The sequence below is a fragment of the Planococcus liqunii genome (assembly GCF_030413595.1).
Lineage (GTDB): Bacteria > Bacillota > Bacilli > Bacillales_A > Planococcaceae > Planococcus > Planococcus liqunii.
In genome coordinates, this window is the sequence record NZ_CP129238.1 from 853232 (window position 1) to 868810 (window position 15579).

Annotated in this window: 15 protein-coding genes; 9 read left to right on the forward strand and 6 right to left on the reverse strand. The window is 45.8% G+C overall.

All coding sequences use genetic code 11. The annotated features are described in order from the left end of the window. Positions 1-132: 132 nt before the first annotated feature. A complete protein-coding gene (locus QWY22_RS04255; RefSeq protein ID WP_300983237.1) occupies positions 133-1710 on the reverse strand; it encodes an NlpC/P60 family protein in 1578 nt (525 codons plus the stop codon). A gap of 294 nt (positions 1711-2004) precedes the next feature. Between QWY22_RS04255 and QWY22_RS04260 the strand changes: the two genes are divergently transcribed. Next, a complete protein-coding gene (locus QWY22_RS04260) occupies positions 2005-2523 on the forward strand; it encodes a pyridoxamine 5'-phosphate oxidase family protein (RefSeq protein WP_300983239.1) in 519 nt (172 codons plus the stop codon). A 107-nt stretch (positions 2524-2630) separates the two neighbouring features. After that, positions 2631-3590: an Abi family protein gene (locus tag QWY22_RS04265; RefSeq protein ID WP_300983241.1), complete on the forward strand. Its 960-nt coding sequence runs from the start codon at positions 2631-2633 to the stop codon at positions 3588-3590. 37 nt (positions 3591-3627) lie between these two features. Here QWY22_RS04265 and mug read toward each other — a convergent pair whose 3' ends face one another. The 3 genes from mug to QWY22_RS04280 form a co-directional block, all read right to left on the reverse strand. Continuing rightward, positions 3628-4128, reverse strand: a complete 501-nt coding sequence (gene mug, locus QWY22_RS04270; protein WP_300984327.1) for a G/U mismatch-specific DNA glycosylase — start codon at positions 4126-4128, stop codon at positions 3628-3630. 76 nt (positions 4129-4204) lie between these two features. Then, positions 4205-4954 carry an SDR family NAD(P)-dependent oxidoreductase gene (locus QWY22_RS04275; protein ID WP_300983242.1) on the reverse strand — a complete coding sequence of 250 codons (750 nt, stop codon included), beginning with the start codon at positions 4952-4954 and terminating at the stop codon, positions 4205-4207. Between the two features lie 222 nt (positions 4955-5176). Further along, positions 5177-6676, reverse strand: a complete 1500-nt coding sequence (locus QWY22_RS04280; RefSeq protein WP_300983244.1) for an MDR family MFS transporter — start codon at positions 6674-6676, stop codon at positions 5177-5179. Between the two features lie 300 nt (positions 6677-6976). Here QWY22_RS04280 and QWY22_RS04285 point away from each other — a divergent pair, with 300 nt between their 5' ends. From QWY22_RS04285 to QWY22_RS04305, 5 genes are all read left to right on the forward strand, one after another. Continuing rightward, complete coding sequence (locus tag QWY22_RS04285; protein WP_300983246.1) at positions 6977-7516, forward strand: DUF1697 domain-containing protein; 540 nt, start codon at positions 6977-6979, stop codon at positions 7514-7516. Between the two features lie 68 nt (positions 7517-7584). After that, positions 7585-10200, forward strand: a complete 2616-nt coding sequence (ppsA, locus tag QWY22_RS04290) for a phosphoenolpyruvate synthase (protein WP_300983248.1) — start codon at positions 7585-7587, stop codon at positions 10198-10200. A gap of 93 nt (positions 10201-10293) precedes the next feature. Beyond that, positions 10294-10809, forward strand: coding sequence for a hypothetical protein (locus tag QWY22_RS04295; protein WP_300983249.1), 516 nt, complete (start codon positions 10294-10296; stop codon positions 10807-10809). A 366-nt stretch (positions 10810-11175) separates the two neighbouring features. After that, a complete protein-coding gene (locus tag QWY22_RS04300; protein WP_300983250.1) occupies positions 11176-11730 on the forward strand; it encodes a DUF488 domain-containing protein in 555 nt (184 codons plus the stop codon). Positions 11731-11812: 82 nt separating this feature from the next. Next, positions 11813-13183, forward strand: a complete 1371-nt coding sequence (locus QWY22_RS04305; RefSeq protein WP_300983251.1) for a vWA domain-containing protein — start codon at positions 11813-11815, stop codon at positions 13181-13183. A gap of 49 nt (positions 13184-13232) precedes the next feature. Here the strand turns inward: QWY22_RS04305 and QWY22_RS04310 are convergent, their stop codons facing one another. Both QWY22_RS04310 and QWY22_RS04315 read right to left on the reverse strand, forming a co-directional pair. After that, positions 13233-13649, reverse strand: coding sequence for a DUF4181 domain-containing protein (locus tag QWY22_RS04310; protein WP_300983252.1), 417 nt, complete (start codon positions 13647-13649; stop codon positions 13233-13235). A gap of 170 nt (positions 13650-13819) precedes the next feature. Beyond that, complete coding sequence (locus QWY22_RS04315) at positions 13820-14029, reverse strand: TM2 domain-containing protein (RefSeq protein WP_300983253.1); 210 nt, start codon at positions 14027-14029, stop codon at positions 13820-13822. A 145-nt stretch (positions 14030-14174) separates the two neighbouring features. On the opposite strand from QWY22_RS04315, the gene QWY22_RS04320 reads away from it, so the two are divergent. Continuing rightward, entirely contained in the window at positions 14175-14576 is a 402-nt protein-coding gene (locus QWY22_RS04320; RefSeq protein ID WP_300983254.1) for an Rrf2 family transcriptional regulator, read from the forward strand. A gap of 78 nt (positions 14577-14654) precedes the next feature. Further along, positions 14655-15557 carry an NAD(P)/FAD-dependent oxidoreductase gene (locus QWY22_RS04325; protein WP_300983256.1) on the forward strand — a complete coding sequence of 301 codons (903 nt, stop codon included), beginning with the start codon at positions 14655-14657 and terminating at the stop codon, positions 15555-15557. Positions 15558-15579: the final 22 nt, after the last annotated feature.

The following is a 15579-nucleotide window of genomic DNA, read 5'->3' on the forward strand; positions in this document are numbered from 1 at the left end:
TGCAAACCTTACTAACTAGCTAAGCAAACAACGGGACTCAAATTACGGATCTTACATTCTGTCATGACAGAATGCAGATAAAAAAGCAGCCAAACTCTTATTAAGTTTGACTGCTAAAGTTATTTTATGAAACTATTTAAGGTATCTTCTGGCTCCGGAGTAATTTTTTAAATAAACTCCAGAGTTCAGAGCTTCAACTCTGACTTTGGAAGAGGCATTTGGTGCATGAAGCATTTGCCCCGAACCAATATATATTCCAACGTGATAAACTTTTCCTTTGCCGCCGTTGTAAGCGAAAAACACTAAATCCCCAGGTTGTAAATTTTTCTTGGATACGGCAGTGCCTTTAGTAGCCTGATAAAAAGAATCACGAGGAATTAGGACGCCATAGTTTTTATAAACAGCATATATAATACCGGAACAATCAAAACCGTAAGCAGAGGTGCCGGCCCATAAGTACGGGAGGCCAATATACTTTTTAGCGCTGTTTACAATATCTGCTTGTGTGGGTTTTGGAACAGATGCATAATTCTTATATGTTTTTGCATCTGTTTTGCGCATCAGTTTAATTCCATTGGCTGGAGTTTGAACATGGTGCCAATTTCCCTCTGTTTTAATGACAGGAAGGATTGTCGAATAGCTGATGTCCATAAATTTCTTTTGAGTGTCTGCATGATACAAAGTTGCTAATTTGGATGTGACTATGGCTATGGAACAAGTTGAATAATCTTTTGAAGTTTTAGCAATATGCGTTTTCGGAACCCATCCAGGATATCCTTCTTTTTGATAAGGCACATATTGGTCTTTGGCAGCAATGCGGTACCAGCTTCCTTTTGTTTCTAAGATTGTTACTTGTTCACCAAACACTGCCTGTGTATCTGTCTTTTCAACTAGCCATTGTTTTTCTTTTAACGACATGCCGTTGATCCATTTTGTCATGTCAACAGGATACGTAATGGAAAGCCTGTCAATAGAGCGAGCTTTGTTATATTGCTTCCACATATTTGTCACGGCCACATTGACCTTATATGTATTCGTTTTACTTGGCTTTTCACAGGAAGCAGGTTGTACGGGCTTTTGAACAACAGGCGGGGATATGTTTTTCCGGAATTCCGGATTTAAAATGCGAGCGATAAATATAACAAAATGTGATCTTGTAAGGAAAGAAGCCGGTTTGAAAGTATTATCTGTATAACCGACCGTAATTTTGTTGGCTACCAAAGTCTGAATGGAAGCTGAAGCCCAGTAAGTAGAAGGAACATCTTTGAATACGGCAGCAGAGGTGCCTTTCAATTTAAAAGCTCTTACAAGTACGGCAGCCATTTGCCCTCTGGTTAATTTATCATAAGGCTTGAATTCGTTCTTATCCGTACCGATCAGAATTTTTTCATCCACTATTGCTGCAATGAGCGGCATGTTGGGGTCGTTGGGAGCTACATCAGTAAATTTAGGGATAGGGCGGCCTTTAAGATCAAGTTTTAAGGCCTTAGCAAGAATTTCAGCTGCTTCTATCCGGGTGATTTCTTTGTTTACGCCAAATTCAGTTTTGGGATTGGCAGTGAGAATTCCTTGTTTTACTAAATAATCGAATTCTGCTTTTGAAGAATATTTATCATCCACATCCTTAAAAACAGGCGCTGCATATGCAGGGTTCATGCATAGAATCAAAACCATACAAGCAGCAATTAATGCTATCAACCTTTTGGCCATTGTGATCCTCCTGTGCTTCTTTTTATAGGTAATACTATACAGTAAAAGGAGGTTAATGGTAAACGAAATAATTAATAAGTCTTTCAAATAAGTTAATTTTTTTGCTTGTATTTCAATTTAATGATAAAAGATAAAAAGTATGAATAGCGATTACTTTTATGCTTCTCATACTGAAAGTACTCACCTAAGAAGTTTTGGCAATTGCGATAGTTTAGGGGTTCTACCAGTCGGGAAAGTATATAGCATATATAAGAACTTAAGCATATGGGAACTTTTCTTTAGGAGGAGATTACGATGGCAAACCATACAACATCCAACAAAGAAGCAATTGAAAAAGTCAAAGAGCTGATCAAGGATATCGAAGTGGCGATGTTTACCACCATTTCGAATGGAAAAGCAGTGTCGCGTCCGATGCAGACACAGGAGACCGAATTTGATGGGGATCTTTGGTTCATGACGATGAAAGATACGTCGAAATATCAGGAAATCCTGGCGAATCCTACTGTGAATTTGGCTTATTCAGGCAAGTCCTATGTTTCCATCAGCGGAACGGCGGAATTCAGCGAAGACCTTGAAAAGAAAAAAGAATACTGGAATCCGGTATTCGGCAAATTGCTTGAAACGACCTATGACGATCCAAATGTCGTCTTGATCAAAGTGACGCCGGAAACAGCGGAATATTGGGAATCCGGTACAACGCTAAAAACCGTGAAAAAATTTGCGAAAAAGCTGGCGACCAAAGAAACCATGGGCGAAGACGACGAATTGAACGATACCGTTGAATTCGAACGCCATTACGGCAGCGACAGCTGAATAGAAACAGAGTAGAGGCCAGCCGCAAAGGCTGGTCTTTTGTCTGGAGAAAAGGTTTATCTTTACCGGGAATTCGCTTAGAGTAAAGAAAGAAGCATTTGCAGAGGATGAGAATTGTGAAGTTTTTTGCCACCCATGATGAACAGATTGCCATACTGCAAGAACGCGGGCTCCTTGTATCAGACGAAGCGGCTACTAAGCGCATTTTGTCGCGTGAGAACTACTACGCGCTGATCGATGGCTATAAAGAGCCGTTTCTTGAAGAAGACGAGCGGCTGAACCCGTATCGAATTGAGCAATATACCGAAGGGACGGAGTTCAGCCATATTTATGCGCTGTACCGCTTTGACCGGGAGCTGCGGATGCTGCTGCTCAATGAACTGCTGAAGTTCGAAAAGAACATGAAATCAAAAATTTCCTATCGCTTCTCTGAGAAATTCCAGGAGCAGGATAGCTTTTTGGAACCGGCGCATTACAGCCTCGATTCCCAGCATTTTCACGAACGGGACCGCATCATTTCAACGCTTGCCAACTTGATTAAAAGCCATAAAAAGCGCGACCGGGTACGATATCCCGCGATCCGCGACTTTTTCGATAAAAACCGGAACGTGCCACTGTGGGTGCTCGCCAATTTTCTGTCGCTCGGGCAGATCACCAACTTTTATACAGTGATCGACGAAGAATTGCGGGAGCGCATTGCCCGTGACTTTGCGGAAGAGTACAGCGAAGAATACAGCGGCATCCGATTGAAAGCGAAGGAAATCGACGCCATCTTGAAAGTCGCTTTTCCGTACCGCAACAAATCGGCGCACGAAGAAGTGCTGTACCGCTACCGGTTGCCGCATCCGGTGGAACTTGGGGGCGTAGAACAAAGCATAGGGATGCCGAAAGGAAGTTTGAGCAATGGGACGGTTTGTTCCATGGTGACCTTGCTGAAACTGGTGCTTGCAAAAGATGAGTACGATGTATTTGCAATCGAACTCGAGCGGCTGCAGGGTGAACTCGAAAGCATTATCATGGAGCCAGCTTATGAAAAAATCATGAAGGACATGGGCTACAAAGAATAAAAGTAAAACGCCGCTTCCAACAAGGAACGCGGCGTTTTCAGATGAATTTTTTCAACCCTTTATAAATCTCGACAATGTCATCCAGCTTCATGCGCACCAAGCCGCTCGATGAAGGGCAGACGTATTCGATGGTGTCTGGCACAACCGGATTTTCCTGGACGCCCCACTGGATGGAACGTTTTTTGCTGTATTCCTGATAGACGCCTTTGCCGACAAAACAGACAGCTTTTGGCTGATACATTTTAATTTTCCGCTGCAAAATAGCAGCGCCTTCCGCATACTCCGTTTTGGAAATCTCAGCCGCTTCTTTTGTTGGACGGTCAACTATATTCGTCAAACCGTAACCAAGTTCAAGCAGTTCGTTGTTTTCATCTGGAGCATATTTTCGGGACGTCAGTCCGGCTTCGTAAAGGATCTTCCAAAACCGGTTGGTCGGATTGGCGTAGTGGAAGCCTGTTTCGGAAGAGCGGATGCTCGGATTAAAACCGACAAACAAGACTTTCAAATCTTTTTGCATATGATCGGGGATGGGTTCCAAGTGCAACAGAATTCAACTCCTTTGACATAAAAAGCAAACCCCTAAAAGGAGTTTGCCGGCCATTTATTTGATCCGTTTATTTGGTGTTTGTGAAACCGCCGTCGATGCGGATCACTTCGCCGTTGATGTACTCCGCTTTAGAAGTTAATAGGAACGTGACAAGCTCTGCCACTTCATCGGCTGTACCCAAGCGTCTTTGCGGAATGCCGCCGGTGGCATTGGCTTTCATTTCCGGATTTGCTTCGTAGAAGGCTTTGACCATCGGTGTTTCGGTCGGCCCTGGTGCAATCGCATTGACGCGGAGACCGTCTTTAGCGTATTCCGCGACCATGCTCTTCGTCAAACCGACAATGCCGTGTTTCGTTGCAGAATACGTAACAACCGAATCTTGTCCGATGACGCCGGCGCTTGATGCCGTGTTGACGATGGAGCCGCCGCCGTTTTTCAGCATCACTTCAGCAACGTAGCGCACACCGTACAAAGCGCCCATCAAGTTGATGCCGACAATCTGTTCGATTTCACTGATGTCTGTATCGAGGAAAAATTTCCCGCTGCCGGAAATTCCTGCGTTGTTGAAGAAATAGTCGATGCTGCCAAAATGTTCGACAGTAGCGTCTACATATTTTTTCACTTCTTCGGCTTTTGAAACGTCCGCTTTGATAAATAGGGCATCCGGCCCCAGTTCTTTCACCATTTCTACGGTTTCGTTTCCGCCTTTTTCACTGACATCAACGACTGCGATGTTGACGCCTTCTTTTGCTAAGCGGACAGCTGTTGCTTGGCCTAAGCCGCTTCCGCCTCCTGTGATAATTGCTGTTTTGCTCATCAAAAATCAACCTCCATTTAATAAATAACAACCTGCCTTTTAATTGTATTCCTCAAATATCTTGAATTAAAACAATCTGCTTGAAAAGCAGAAATGCGAACAATTCGAAAAGAAACGAACACTTATTCAGTTCTGATAAAAAATTGCAGCGCTGAAATTGGAACAGATCGGCGGGGGGCATATGAAAAAGGCCTCCGCAATTAGCGAAGGCCACATGGTGAATCAGCTTTGTTTAATCTGGTCTCCCAGTTTTTCTTTGCTCATCATAAAGGCGACAACCAGTGCAAGTGCAGCTGGCACGATGGCCCATAGGAATGTACTGGCAATGGAAGAAGAAAGAGCTTCCGTCAACGTATTCGCAATTTCTGTCGGAATGTTCGAACGGGCTTCCGGCGATAAGAGCGCACGTGAATCCCCGGAGAAAGTGGCTGCCCCTTCACCGAAGCTATCCGTCAGATTGCGGGTGAATGCATGGCTCTGGATAATGCCAAAAACCGTAATGCCGATTGTCATCCCGAACGTACGAAGGAAACTTACGGTAGATGTGGCCGCACCGCGTTTCCGTACAGAGAAGGGATGAATCGCCGCTGAGGGCAGCACCGAGAACGAAGCCCCGATGCCAAGGCCGGCAAGAATCATAAACGCGACAACTAGGAAGCGCGATGTATCAATCGACAACGTTGCAAGCAATACCATGCCGACAGTCAATAACGCAAGCGTCGGAATAAGGAAAGAGCGGTAAGCGAATTTCGCCATCAAAGCCCCGCCAATCGAAGCACTGACAACCGAACCGACCATCATCGGCAACAGCACAAGGCCGGAGTTTGTTGCATTGCCGCCCTGCACGCCTTGAATGTAAAACGGAATGTAAACGGAAGCTGTAATAAAAGCAGCGCCGCTGAAAATGGAAATCAGGCCGCTCGTTGCAAACAAGCGCTCTTTGAACATGCTGAAGTCAATCACCGGTTCTTCTGCACGGCGCTCCGCAATCACAAAAGCGATGGCCAGGATGGCAAAACCGCCAAACAAACTGAAGCTTTGCGGAGATGCCCAGGCAAACTCTTTGCCGCCAAGTTCAACTGCGAACATGAGGCATACGACAGCGCCGACGAGCGTAAAGGCGCCGAGCCAGTCAATGCGTTGTTTCGCATGTTCGACTGATTCTTTATAAAAGAAAGCGACCATTGCAAAGGCAATGAGCCCGAGCGGGATGTTAATGTAGAACACCCAATTCCAGCCGATGTATTCGGTAATATACGCACCAAGCAACGGGCCGAATACACTTGAAATCCCGAAAACGGCACCGAACATGCCGCTCATTTTGCCGCGCTGTTCAATCGGTACGACGTCAAACATGATGGTAAAGGCAATCGGCATCAATGCGCCGCCGCCGATTCCTTGAATCGCACGGTAAATAATCAATTCATTGATCGTATCAGCGGTACCGCAAAGAATCGATCCGATCATGAATACAATCAATCCGAAAATGAAAAAGCGCTTCCGCCCATACATATCGGATAATTTGCCGAAAATCGGCATGCCGGCCATTTGGGCGACTAAGTAAGCGGAAGTCACCCAGACAAATTTATCGACGCCGCCTAGCTCTCCGACAATCGATGGCAGTGCAGTCGTGACAATGGTATTGTCCATCGAAGCGACCAAAATCGCGAGCAGCAAACCGCCAATGACCACTTTAATATTGCTTTGGCCTTTGTTTTTCATAAGAATCCTCCATCCATTTTCTTCAATTATCTATATAAGCTTTTTATATCATAGTCCTCGAAAATCAAAATTCCAAATTTAGAAGCTCAGATTTCCAGTTAAATTTTAAGTTTATTCTAGAACAGCTGTTTTTTATTTAATTTGTTTAATTTCCCGGTTCTTTTGGATTAACTAATTGGTAGGCCAGCACCTCACCTTAACTTTTTTCACTTTGGAATAAGCACTTGTTATTTTTGAAATACAGACTAAAGTAAAAGTAAACAAGACAAGTGGAATACGTTGGAAGAAAGGGGAGTTTTCATGCGCCATGTAGCATTGCTTCGCGGGATTAATGTAGGGGGCAACAACAAAATCAATATGAAAGAACTCAAAAAGGTTTTTGAAGAAGCCGGGATGGAGAACGTTAAAACGTACATCAATTCGGGCAATATCATTTTCAGCAGCAGTTGCCCATCATCGAAAGAACTCGCGGCAATTTTGGAAGGGGCGATTCTTGAAAATTTCAACCTGGAAATCCGGGTGCTCGTCTACAGTTTGGAGCAATACGAAAAAATTGCGCAAGCCATTCCGCCGCACTGGACAAATGGAGATGAGATGAAAAGCGATGTGCTCTTTCTCTGGGAAGAAATCGACCGGGAATCCCTATTGGAAGAAGTGGGAATAAAACCGGATATTGACCAGTTGTTCTATGTGCCCGGTGCGCTTCTTTGGGCAGTCGACAGGCAATGGGTGACAAGGAGCGGCATGATGAAGCTGGCCGGGTCAGCTCTTTACAAGCGCATGACTGTGCGCAACGTCAACACTGCACGCAAAATCTACGAACTGATGAAAGAAGAATAGAAGAAAAAATTTCATTGAAAGCCTAAGCAGTGCAATAACTTACATCATCTTGCAAAGGGGTGGACATTTTGCATACCTATGTAAAGGATTTTCAGGAGATTGGCCACGATGATTTATTACAGGTCGGTGGAAAAGGATTGAATTTGGGGCAGTTGGCAAAGATGCCGGGAATCCAGGTGCCTCCCGGATTTTGTGTAACGACAGACGCCTTCAAGAAAATGCTGGCTGGCAATAAAGAAGCGGAAGGGCTGCTCGATGAATTGTCGCTGCTGACAATTGACGATAAGGAGAAAATCAGAGAAGTGAGTGCGCACCTGCGGAGTCTCGTTGAAAGCTTAGCTATACCATTAGAAATAGAGCAGGAAATTGTTTCTTCTATGGAAGAGCTGGGAGAAGGAGCTGCTTTTGCCGTCCGCTCAAGTGCAACTGCAGAAGATTTGCCGGCGGCCTCTTTTGCCGGACAGCAGGATTCGTTTTTGAATATTCGTGGAAGAAAGGAAATCCTGCTGCACATCAGCAAATGCTGGGCATCTTTGTTTACCGACCGGGCTGTGGTGTACCGTACCCAGAACGGCTTTGACCACAGAAAAGTGCATTTGTCGGTCGTTGTTCAGCGAATGGTATTTCCACAAGCATCCGGAATTTTGTTTACGGCAGATCCGGTGACGTCCAACCGCAATGTTAGCTCAATCGATGCCAGTTTTGGCCTGGGAGAAGCACTCGTTTCCGGAATCGTTTCCGCGGACAATTATAAAGTCCGGGAAGGCAGGATTGTCAAAAAAACAATCGCGCCAAAAAAAGTCGCTGTTTACCCGCAATCAGATGGAGCTACTGAGAAAAGAGAAGTTCCACCTGCCGAACAGAAAAAACAAGCGATTGAAGACGAAAAGATTGTGGTTCTCGAGAAACTGGGCCGGCAGGTTGAGAGCCAGTTCGGGAAGCCCCAGGACATAGAGTGGTGCTTGGCGGATGATGTCATTTATATCGTACAAAGCCGACCAATCACCACTTTGTATCCTTTGCCCGAAAAACACGACGACCATTACCGGATCTTTTTTTCGGTAGGCCATCAGCAAATGATGACTGATCCGATTAAACCGCTCGGCATTTCCTTTTTCGGGTTCATGCCGGATTATGACCTGATTCATGCAGGCGGTCGCTTATTTGTTGATTTGACGCATGATCTCGCTTCGTTCAGCGGCCGCAAAATTGCAATATCATCACTCGGCAGCAACGATCCGTTGATGAAACAAGCACTTCTCAACTTTTTGGAAAGAAAACCGAAACTGATAAAAGGCAAACGTGTATTCAAACTGGGGAACGATTACCTTCCGTGGACATTTCCAGCTGTCCTGGCGAAAGTTTACCGTGACAACGATCGCCGTTTAGCCGGCCAGTTGATCAACCGAAGTGAGGCTTATATCAGGGAACTCGAGTGGCGGATTGAAGGGGTTTCCGGAGATGAATTGTTCGCCTTGATTTTAGAAGATCAAAAAGAATTGAGAAAGAGTGCTTACGACCAGCGCGGCATAGCGGCGATTCTGATCGGCGCATATGCCACACACTGGCTCAATAAAAGTATGGAAAACTGGCTTGGCGAAAAAAATGTGGCCGACGTTTTAAGCCAATCCATCGCCAACAATGTCACATCGGAAATGGGACGTGAACTATTGGATGTAGCGGATGCGGTTCGTGCTTATCCGGAAGTGCTCGCTTACTTCGAACATCCGGATAAAGATACTTTTTTTAAAGATCTCGAAAAACTGAAGGGCGGATCAGAAGCGAGCCTGGTGATCCGGGATTACCTTGGTAAATACGGCATGCGCTGTGCCGGTGAAATCGATATCGCCAAAACACGGTGGAGCGAAGACCCGACCATTCTCGTTCCACCCATTTTGGGCAACGTCAAGAACTTCCTTCCGAATGCACGGCAAGCAATGGTAGAAGAAGGAAAACGGCGCGCAGCCAAAAAAACGGAAGAGTTGCTGCAGCGGCTGGAACAGCAGCCCGGCGGCAAACGGAAAGCGAAGAAAGCCAAACACATGATCAGCCTGCTCCAAAATTTTATTGGGTACCGGGAATATCCGAAATTCGCGCTCGTCAAACATTTATTTCTTTACAAGCAGGCTTTGAAGAGAGAAGCGGTTCTTCTGCAGCAAAAAGGAGCTGTCCAAGAGCCTGAGGATGTCTATTACTTGACGTTCGAAGAGTTCCGGGAAGCGGTGAATGGAAAAGCGCTGAATTGGCAAGTGATTGAAGAGCGGAAAACAGCATATCGGCATTATGAAAAATTGACGCCGCCGCGTCTGATGACTTCTGAAGGCGAAGAGATTTTTGGCAGCTATCAAACCGACCGGCTTCCAGAAGGGGCGCTTGCAGGCATCGGGGTTTCCGCCGGAACGGTTGAAGGGCGTGCAAGAGTGGTCCTCAAGATGGAACAGGCCCGCCTTGAACCTGGAGACATTCTGGTCACTGCCTTTACCGATCCGAGCTGGACCCCATTGTTTGTCTCGGCAGCCGGACTGGTGACCGAAGTGGGCGGGCTCATGACGCACGGCGCAGTGATTGCCCGAGAATATGGATTGCCGGCTGTCGTGGGAGTCGAAAATGCCACGATGACGATAAAAGACGGACAACGGATTCGCATCAACGGCTCGGAAGGCTACGTGGAAATAATGGAATAACAGAAAAATGATTGAAAGTTACAATAGTAAGTATTTTGATTTATTGGTAAACTGAGGTTAATTAACCTATTCGATTGTTAAGGAGACTAAGCCATGTCGAACCTTTCACTTGCGGAAGCAGTAAAACTGAAAAGTGTGTTAGCGAAACGAATTCAAGAATTGGAAGAAGAGATGTACCGCGTATCCTATGTTGAAATTGAAAAAGGGACGAAAGTGCCGAAGCAAGCCCGCACTTTATCGATGGTGGAACAGGAAATCGACGAGATTCGCAGCGACTTCCGCCTGTTAGACAAATTGATGTACCAGGCAAATATCGAAAATGAAATCGACTTCAACGGCGAGGCATTAACAATCGTGGAAGCCATCGAACTGGCGACGCAGATGCGTGCCAAAGCACGGAAGTTCAAAGAGTTTGGAGCTGCTTCAAAAGAAGAGCTGACCTATTCTTTTGGGGAAGGGACGCCTCTTGTCCGGCTGGCCATGTTTGATCCGGAAGAATACCGGCTGAAAGCCCTTGAACTGGAACGCCAGGCGAACCGCCTTTCGAACGCCATCAACTCGAAAAACTACGCAGTTGAGCTGGATTTTGATAGCGAGAAGTATTTCTAACCTTGAAGTGGTGAGACTCCGCTTCAAGGCATAGGAGGAGCATTTGCGTTGTACTCCGGTACAAATGATTGAATGGCAGATGGCCAAACCAATGACCCATCACCCATGACACCTTTACCTGTGACCGATGACCAACCATTTGCAAATGCTGGCTGATAGCCGCTTTAGTGTTTTACCCGCTCCTTCTATGAACCCTCTTGCCGGTTGGCAAGAGGGTTTTTTTATTCTCTACTGCTGTTTTTCCAGTTTCTATCCGAGGTATTGCATTCTCTATCGAAGTTCTTCTTTTATTGGCATAGAGAAGAACAGGGCATTCCCGTTTAAGTTCAGCCTTCTACAGGAATAGAACAGCAAGGGGGATTGGTTATGATTATTTATACGATTGGGCATTCCAGCCATTCAAAAGAATTTTTTGATCGCATGCTAAAAGAAACGGGAATTGATTTGTTGGCAGATGTTCGCGCATATCCCGGCAGCCGCAAGTGGCCCCAGTTTTCAAAAGATGTGTTTCCTGTCTGGCTGGAAGCGGAAGGGATCACGTATGAACATTTCGGGAAACTCGGCGGCAGGCGCCGAAAATCGAAAGACGTGGAAGGGGAAGTGAACGCTGGCTGGCGCAACCGCTCACTCCAGAATTACGCGGATTACACGCTGACGGAAGAATTCCAGCAAGGCATTGAGGAACTGCTGAAAAGGGCAGCTGAAAAGAAAGTCGCGTATTGCTGTTCGGAGCGGCATCCGTCGCGCTGCCACCGGCTGTTGATTTCAAACTGGCTTGTCGCAAACGGGCATTCAGTCAAGCACATCATTGACGGCAAAGACGGGGCAATCGAACTTGTGGATCATGAACTTGGCATGTGGGGTGCGCCCGCAGAATTGAGGAGTGACGGCACGGTCGTCTATCCGGCCGCTGAAGAATAAGCACAAAAACGAAACTTCTTTCAGCTTTAACCCGTACAATAAAGAAGAAAGCAAACGCAAGAAGAAATGGAGAACGGTGCCGATGACGAATTTTAAAATGCTCCTGGTTGGAAATCTGCTGTTAGCAGCTATGCTGGCCGGCTGTTCCAGCGATGAAAAACCGAGTGCGGCGGACAAGCAGCCGGCTAAAGAAGAGCAGCAAGCTGAGAAAGAAGCAGAAAAAGAAGCAGAAAAAGAAGCGCCAGCTGAACCGGCCATCCCGGAAGCAGCCATACATAATGTAGAAGAAATCGTGAAAGAAAAAGGAAAATACGATGCAAGAAATCAGATGGAGGAAATCCAGAAAGAATTGGAAGCAGCTCCAGATGGAATGACCGGAGAAGAAGCCTATTCCCTGATTGTTTCATTGATTGCACCGGATCTTGAGGAGCCGGCAGCGAAATTCGAAGCAATCGATCCGGTGATCACGATTGATTCCGCCACACCAGAAGACGAAATCGATCTGCCGGAACAGGAAACGGTCAATGTCGCCGTACTTTTGGATGCAAGCGGCAGTATGGCTGGGGAAGTATCGAGCGGCCAAAAGATGAAACTGGCCAAACAGGCAATCCAAAAATACGCAGCAGACCTGCCTGAAGGCTCAAATGTCATGCTGCGCATCTACGGCCATAAAGGCGAGGGAACCAATGCCGATAAGGAAATGTCCTGCAGCTCTAACGAAGTGGTATATGACTTGAGTGCTTACGACGAATCTAAATTCACCGCAGCGCTTGAAGAGTTTGCACCGGCGGGGTGGACGCCTTTAGCAGGGGCCATCGAAGCAGCCGAACAGGATTTGCAGGAACAGAATGGCGACAATATCCGCAATGTGATTTATGTTGTCAGCGACGGCATTGAGACTTGTGGCGGCAATCCGGTCGCAGCTGCTGCATCTCTCAGTGGATCCGGCATTGAAGCGGAAGTGAATATCATTGGATTTGATGTGGACAACGAAGGGCAGAAACAGCTTGAAGAGGTTGCGAAAGCCGGCAAAGGACAGTACAAATCCGTTTACTCGGAAAGCGAACTGAATGAATACCTGAAGCAGGAATACAGCCGCCTGTACTGGGAATGGCTGGCTTGGGGCAATGACCGCTATTATGATATTTTGCACCAAAGCAATAACATCTATAGTGATCTGCTGAAATACAACAACGACATTTACGGCAAATCGCTGGCTTCCTTGAATAATATGTACAGCATGTCCAACAAATTGGCGGATCTCGGAAAGTTCAAAGACGAGGAAGCAGCTACTAAATACAAAGAGTTGATCGAGACACGGCACGAAACCGTGACCCAATATTTCAGACAGGAACAGGAAAGAAAAGACACCATCCGCAAAGACATGCATGAAAAGCTCGAGGCGAAAGTAAAACAGCTGCAAGAAGAAAGTGAAGAAAATTACGGTTCATAAAGCAGCAAGAGCCCCTGTTGAGATCAATGGATCTCAGCAGGGGCTCTGTTTAGGAAACGGGAGCATCTATTAAAAATTTCATCAGATCAAACCAGATGACTGCTCCGATAGCTAGAGCTAAAATGGCCATTTCGCTTGCCGTCAAAATGGCTTCCTTTGGATGTTCGGAATAGCGCCATTCGAAAAATGCCTGAACGGCCATCTGCAGAACAAAAAGAGTAAGCATAATGCCTAGCATTAGATTGAGGGAATAATCTTCATAGATTAACTTGTAAAAGAAAATGAGATAAACAATCATAGAACCAATCCGAATAGCCCAATCAACTTTCCGATGCAGACTATTGACATGACTATAAGAAAAGAACTCTTTTTTCCGTTTTTCGATATGGAAGATTTTCCGCAATAAAACCTTGACCAGAAAAATGACTATGAACAGTACGGCTATACTTAATAATAACTTCCCCATGGCTGGCCCTCTCCTTCATACCTGCAATCTGCTGAAAATGCTTCTATTACAAATACGTTCCAAAAGATGGAAGGTTTCAGGAAATGAAGGAATTCAGTAAATGAATTCATGCAAGATGTCGGCATAATAAAAACCTGCAGCAACTTGTCGAGTTTACGCAGGTGTTGGCATTAATATCTTCTGCCGTGCTTCGCCTGAAAATTTTCTTCTGACGACAATATATAAGAAACACCTTCGATGAATCCAAGAATCGCAGGGATAGCTGTCCAACAGAAGGCTAAATACAAAAGACCGGTTTTCGGTTTGCCAAGATAGAATTTATGGGCTCCAAAATCACCGAGGAAAATACCGAGAAGGCCGGCTGCTAATTTGTTTTTCATGCCGCTCATCCTTTCTGCATTATTCTTATGTTTTCCCTTCTATTGAATTGCTAATCCTGCTCGTACAAATCCAATTCGATTGACAAATATTGAGTTTGAAGTTATTATAGACCCATGAAGTCTTTGAAAGGAGACGGACAATTATATGAAATATTCTAAAGCAACAAATTACGCCCTTCATACCATGCTGCATCTGGCAGTAGCTACACCGGACAAACCGATGGGCGTGCAGCAATTGGCCCAGCAGCAGAAACTTTCTCCGACTTACTTGTCTAAAATCCTGACGAAATTGGTGAAAGAAGGCATGGTGCAATCCGCTTCAGGCGCCAATGGAGGCTATTTGCTGAAAGCAAACTGGGAAAACATTTCATTTCTTGATATCATCCACGCCATTGAAGGAAAAGCTTCGCTGTTTGACTGCGATGTTGATCACGGACCGAACTGCCTGATTCAGCAAGTAATGGTTTCGGCGGAAGAGAAAATGGAAGAAGAACTGAGAAACATAAAAATAGCCGATTTGGCAAAAGAAATAGCAGCGGCAAAATAAACCGCTGTTTCTTTTTAAATCAATTAAGGACTTAAAGAGTCTTTTAAGTCCTTTGAAAATCCGAGGAGATGAGTCGAAATGAAAACAGTGAATTGTGCCATTATAGGCGGAGGGGCAGCGGGACTGAGTGCAGCCTTAGTGCTCGGAAGATCGCGAAGAAAAGTAGCGGTTTTTGACAATAAAACCAACCGGAATCGGGTTACGCAGGAATCCCATGGTTTTCTGACTCGGGATGGCATCAAGCCTGAAGAATTCCGAACCATTGCAATTGATCAGTTAAAGCCTTATTCCTCCGTCGAACATTTCTCCAAAACGGTATCGGCCATTGAACGGCTGGAAAATGGTTCTTTTACAATTTCAGCCGCCGGCGAAGAATTTAAAGCGGAAAAAGTAATCCTGGCTACAGGCGTCCAGGAAGCATTTCCGGATATTCCAGGCATCCGCGATTATTACGGCAAAAGCCTTTACAGCTGCCCGTACTGTGACGGTTGGGAAATGAGAGATCAGCCGCTCGTGGTCATTGCTGAAATAGAAGCGCATGCTTTGCATTTAGGAAAGCTCGTGTACAACTGGACAGAAAATCTTGTCATTGCAAGCAATGGGCACGATTTCACAGCCGAAACGCTGCAAGAGTTCAAGCGGAAAAACATTCACGTCAAAAGCGGTAAAATTGCTGCTCTGGAAGGAAAAGACGGCTATTTAAAGAAACTGGTGTTTGAGGGCGGAGAAGAACTGGAGCGGACAGGCGGGTTTGTCGTGCCATCTTATTACCGTCCAAATCCTTTTGCGGAACAACTGGGGTGTGAACTCGACAGCAACGGCGCCTTGGTAATGGATCCTTTTGGGCGGACTTCTGTGCCCGGCGTTTATGCAGCCGGGGAAAACGTTACCGGCGGCCCTTCATCGCTAATTATTGCAGCAGCAGAAGGAAGCAAGGCGGCGACCGCCGCAAACATGGAGCTGGTTTTGGAACGCTATTGATTTTGAGCCATTCCGAGTAGTG

Excerpts from the sequence above, each read along its gene's own strand:
- QWY22_RS04255 (WP_300983237.1), bottom strand. The coding sequence starts at position 1,710 with ATGGCCAAAAGGTTGATAGCATTAATTGCTGCTTGTATGGTTTTGATT.
- QWY22_RS04260 (WP_300983239.1), top strand. The coding sequence starts at position 2,005 with ATGGCAAACCATACAACATCCAACAAAGAAGCAATTGAAAAAGTCAAA.
- QWY22_RS04265 (WP_300983241.1), top strand. The coding sequence starts at position 2,631 with ATGAGAATTGTGAAGTTTTTTGCCACCCATGATGAACAGATTGCCATA.
- QWY22_RS04275 (WP_300983242.1), bottom strand. The coding sequence starts at position 4,954 with ATGAGCAAAACAGCAATTATCACAGGAGGCGGAAGCGGCTTAGGCCAA.
- QWY22_RS04280 (WP_300983244.1), bottom strand. The coding sequence starts at position 6,676 with ATGAAAAACAAAGGCCAAAGCAATATTAAAGTGGTCATTGGCGGTTTG.
- QWY22_RS04285 (WP_300983246.1), top strand. The coding sequence starts at position 6,977 with ATGCGCCATGTAGCATTGCTTCGCGGGATTAATGTAGGGGGCAACAAC.
- QWY22_RS04295 (WP_300983249.1), top strand. The coding sequence starts at position 10,294 with ATGTCGAACCTTTCACTTGCGGAAGCAGTAAAACTGAAAAGTGTGTTA.
- QWY22_RS04300 (WP_300983250.1), top strand. The coding sequence starts at position 11,176 with ATGATTATTTATACGATTGGGCATTCCAGCCATTCAAAAGAATTTTTT.
- QWY22_RS04305 (WP_300983251.1), top strand. The coding sequence starts at position 11,813 with ATGACGAATTTTAAAATGCTCCTGGTTGGAAATCTGCTGTTAGCAGCT.
- QWY22_RS04310 (WP_300983252.1), bottom strand. The coding sequence starts at position 13,649 with ATGGGGAAGTTATTATTAAGTATAGCCGTACTGTTCATAGTCATTTTT.
- QWY22_RS04315 (WP_300983253.1), bottom strand. The coding sequence starts at position 14,029 with ATGAAAAACAAATTAGCAGCCGGCCTTCTCGGTATTTTCCTCGGTGAT.
- QWY22_RS04320 (WP_300983254.1), top strand. The coding sequence starts at position 14,175 with ATGAAATATTCTAAAGCAACAAATTACGCCCTTCATACCATGCTGCAT.
- QWY22_RS04325 (WP_300983256.1), top strand. The coding sequence starts at position 14,655 with ATGAAAACAGTGAATTGTGCCATTATAGGCGGAGGGGCAGCGGGACTG.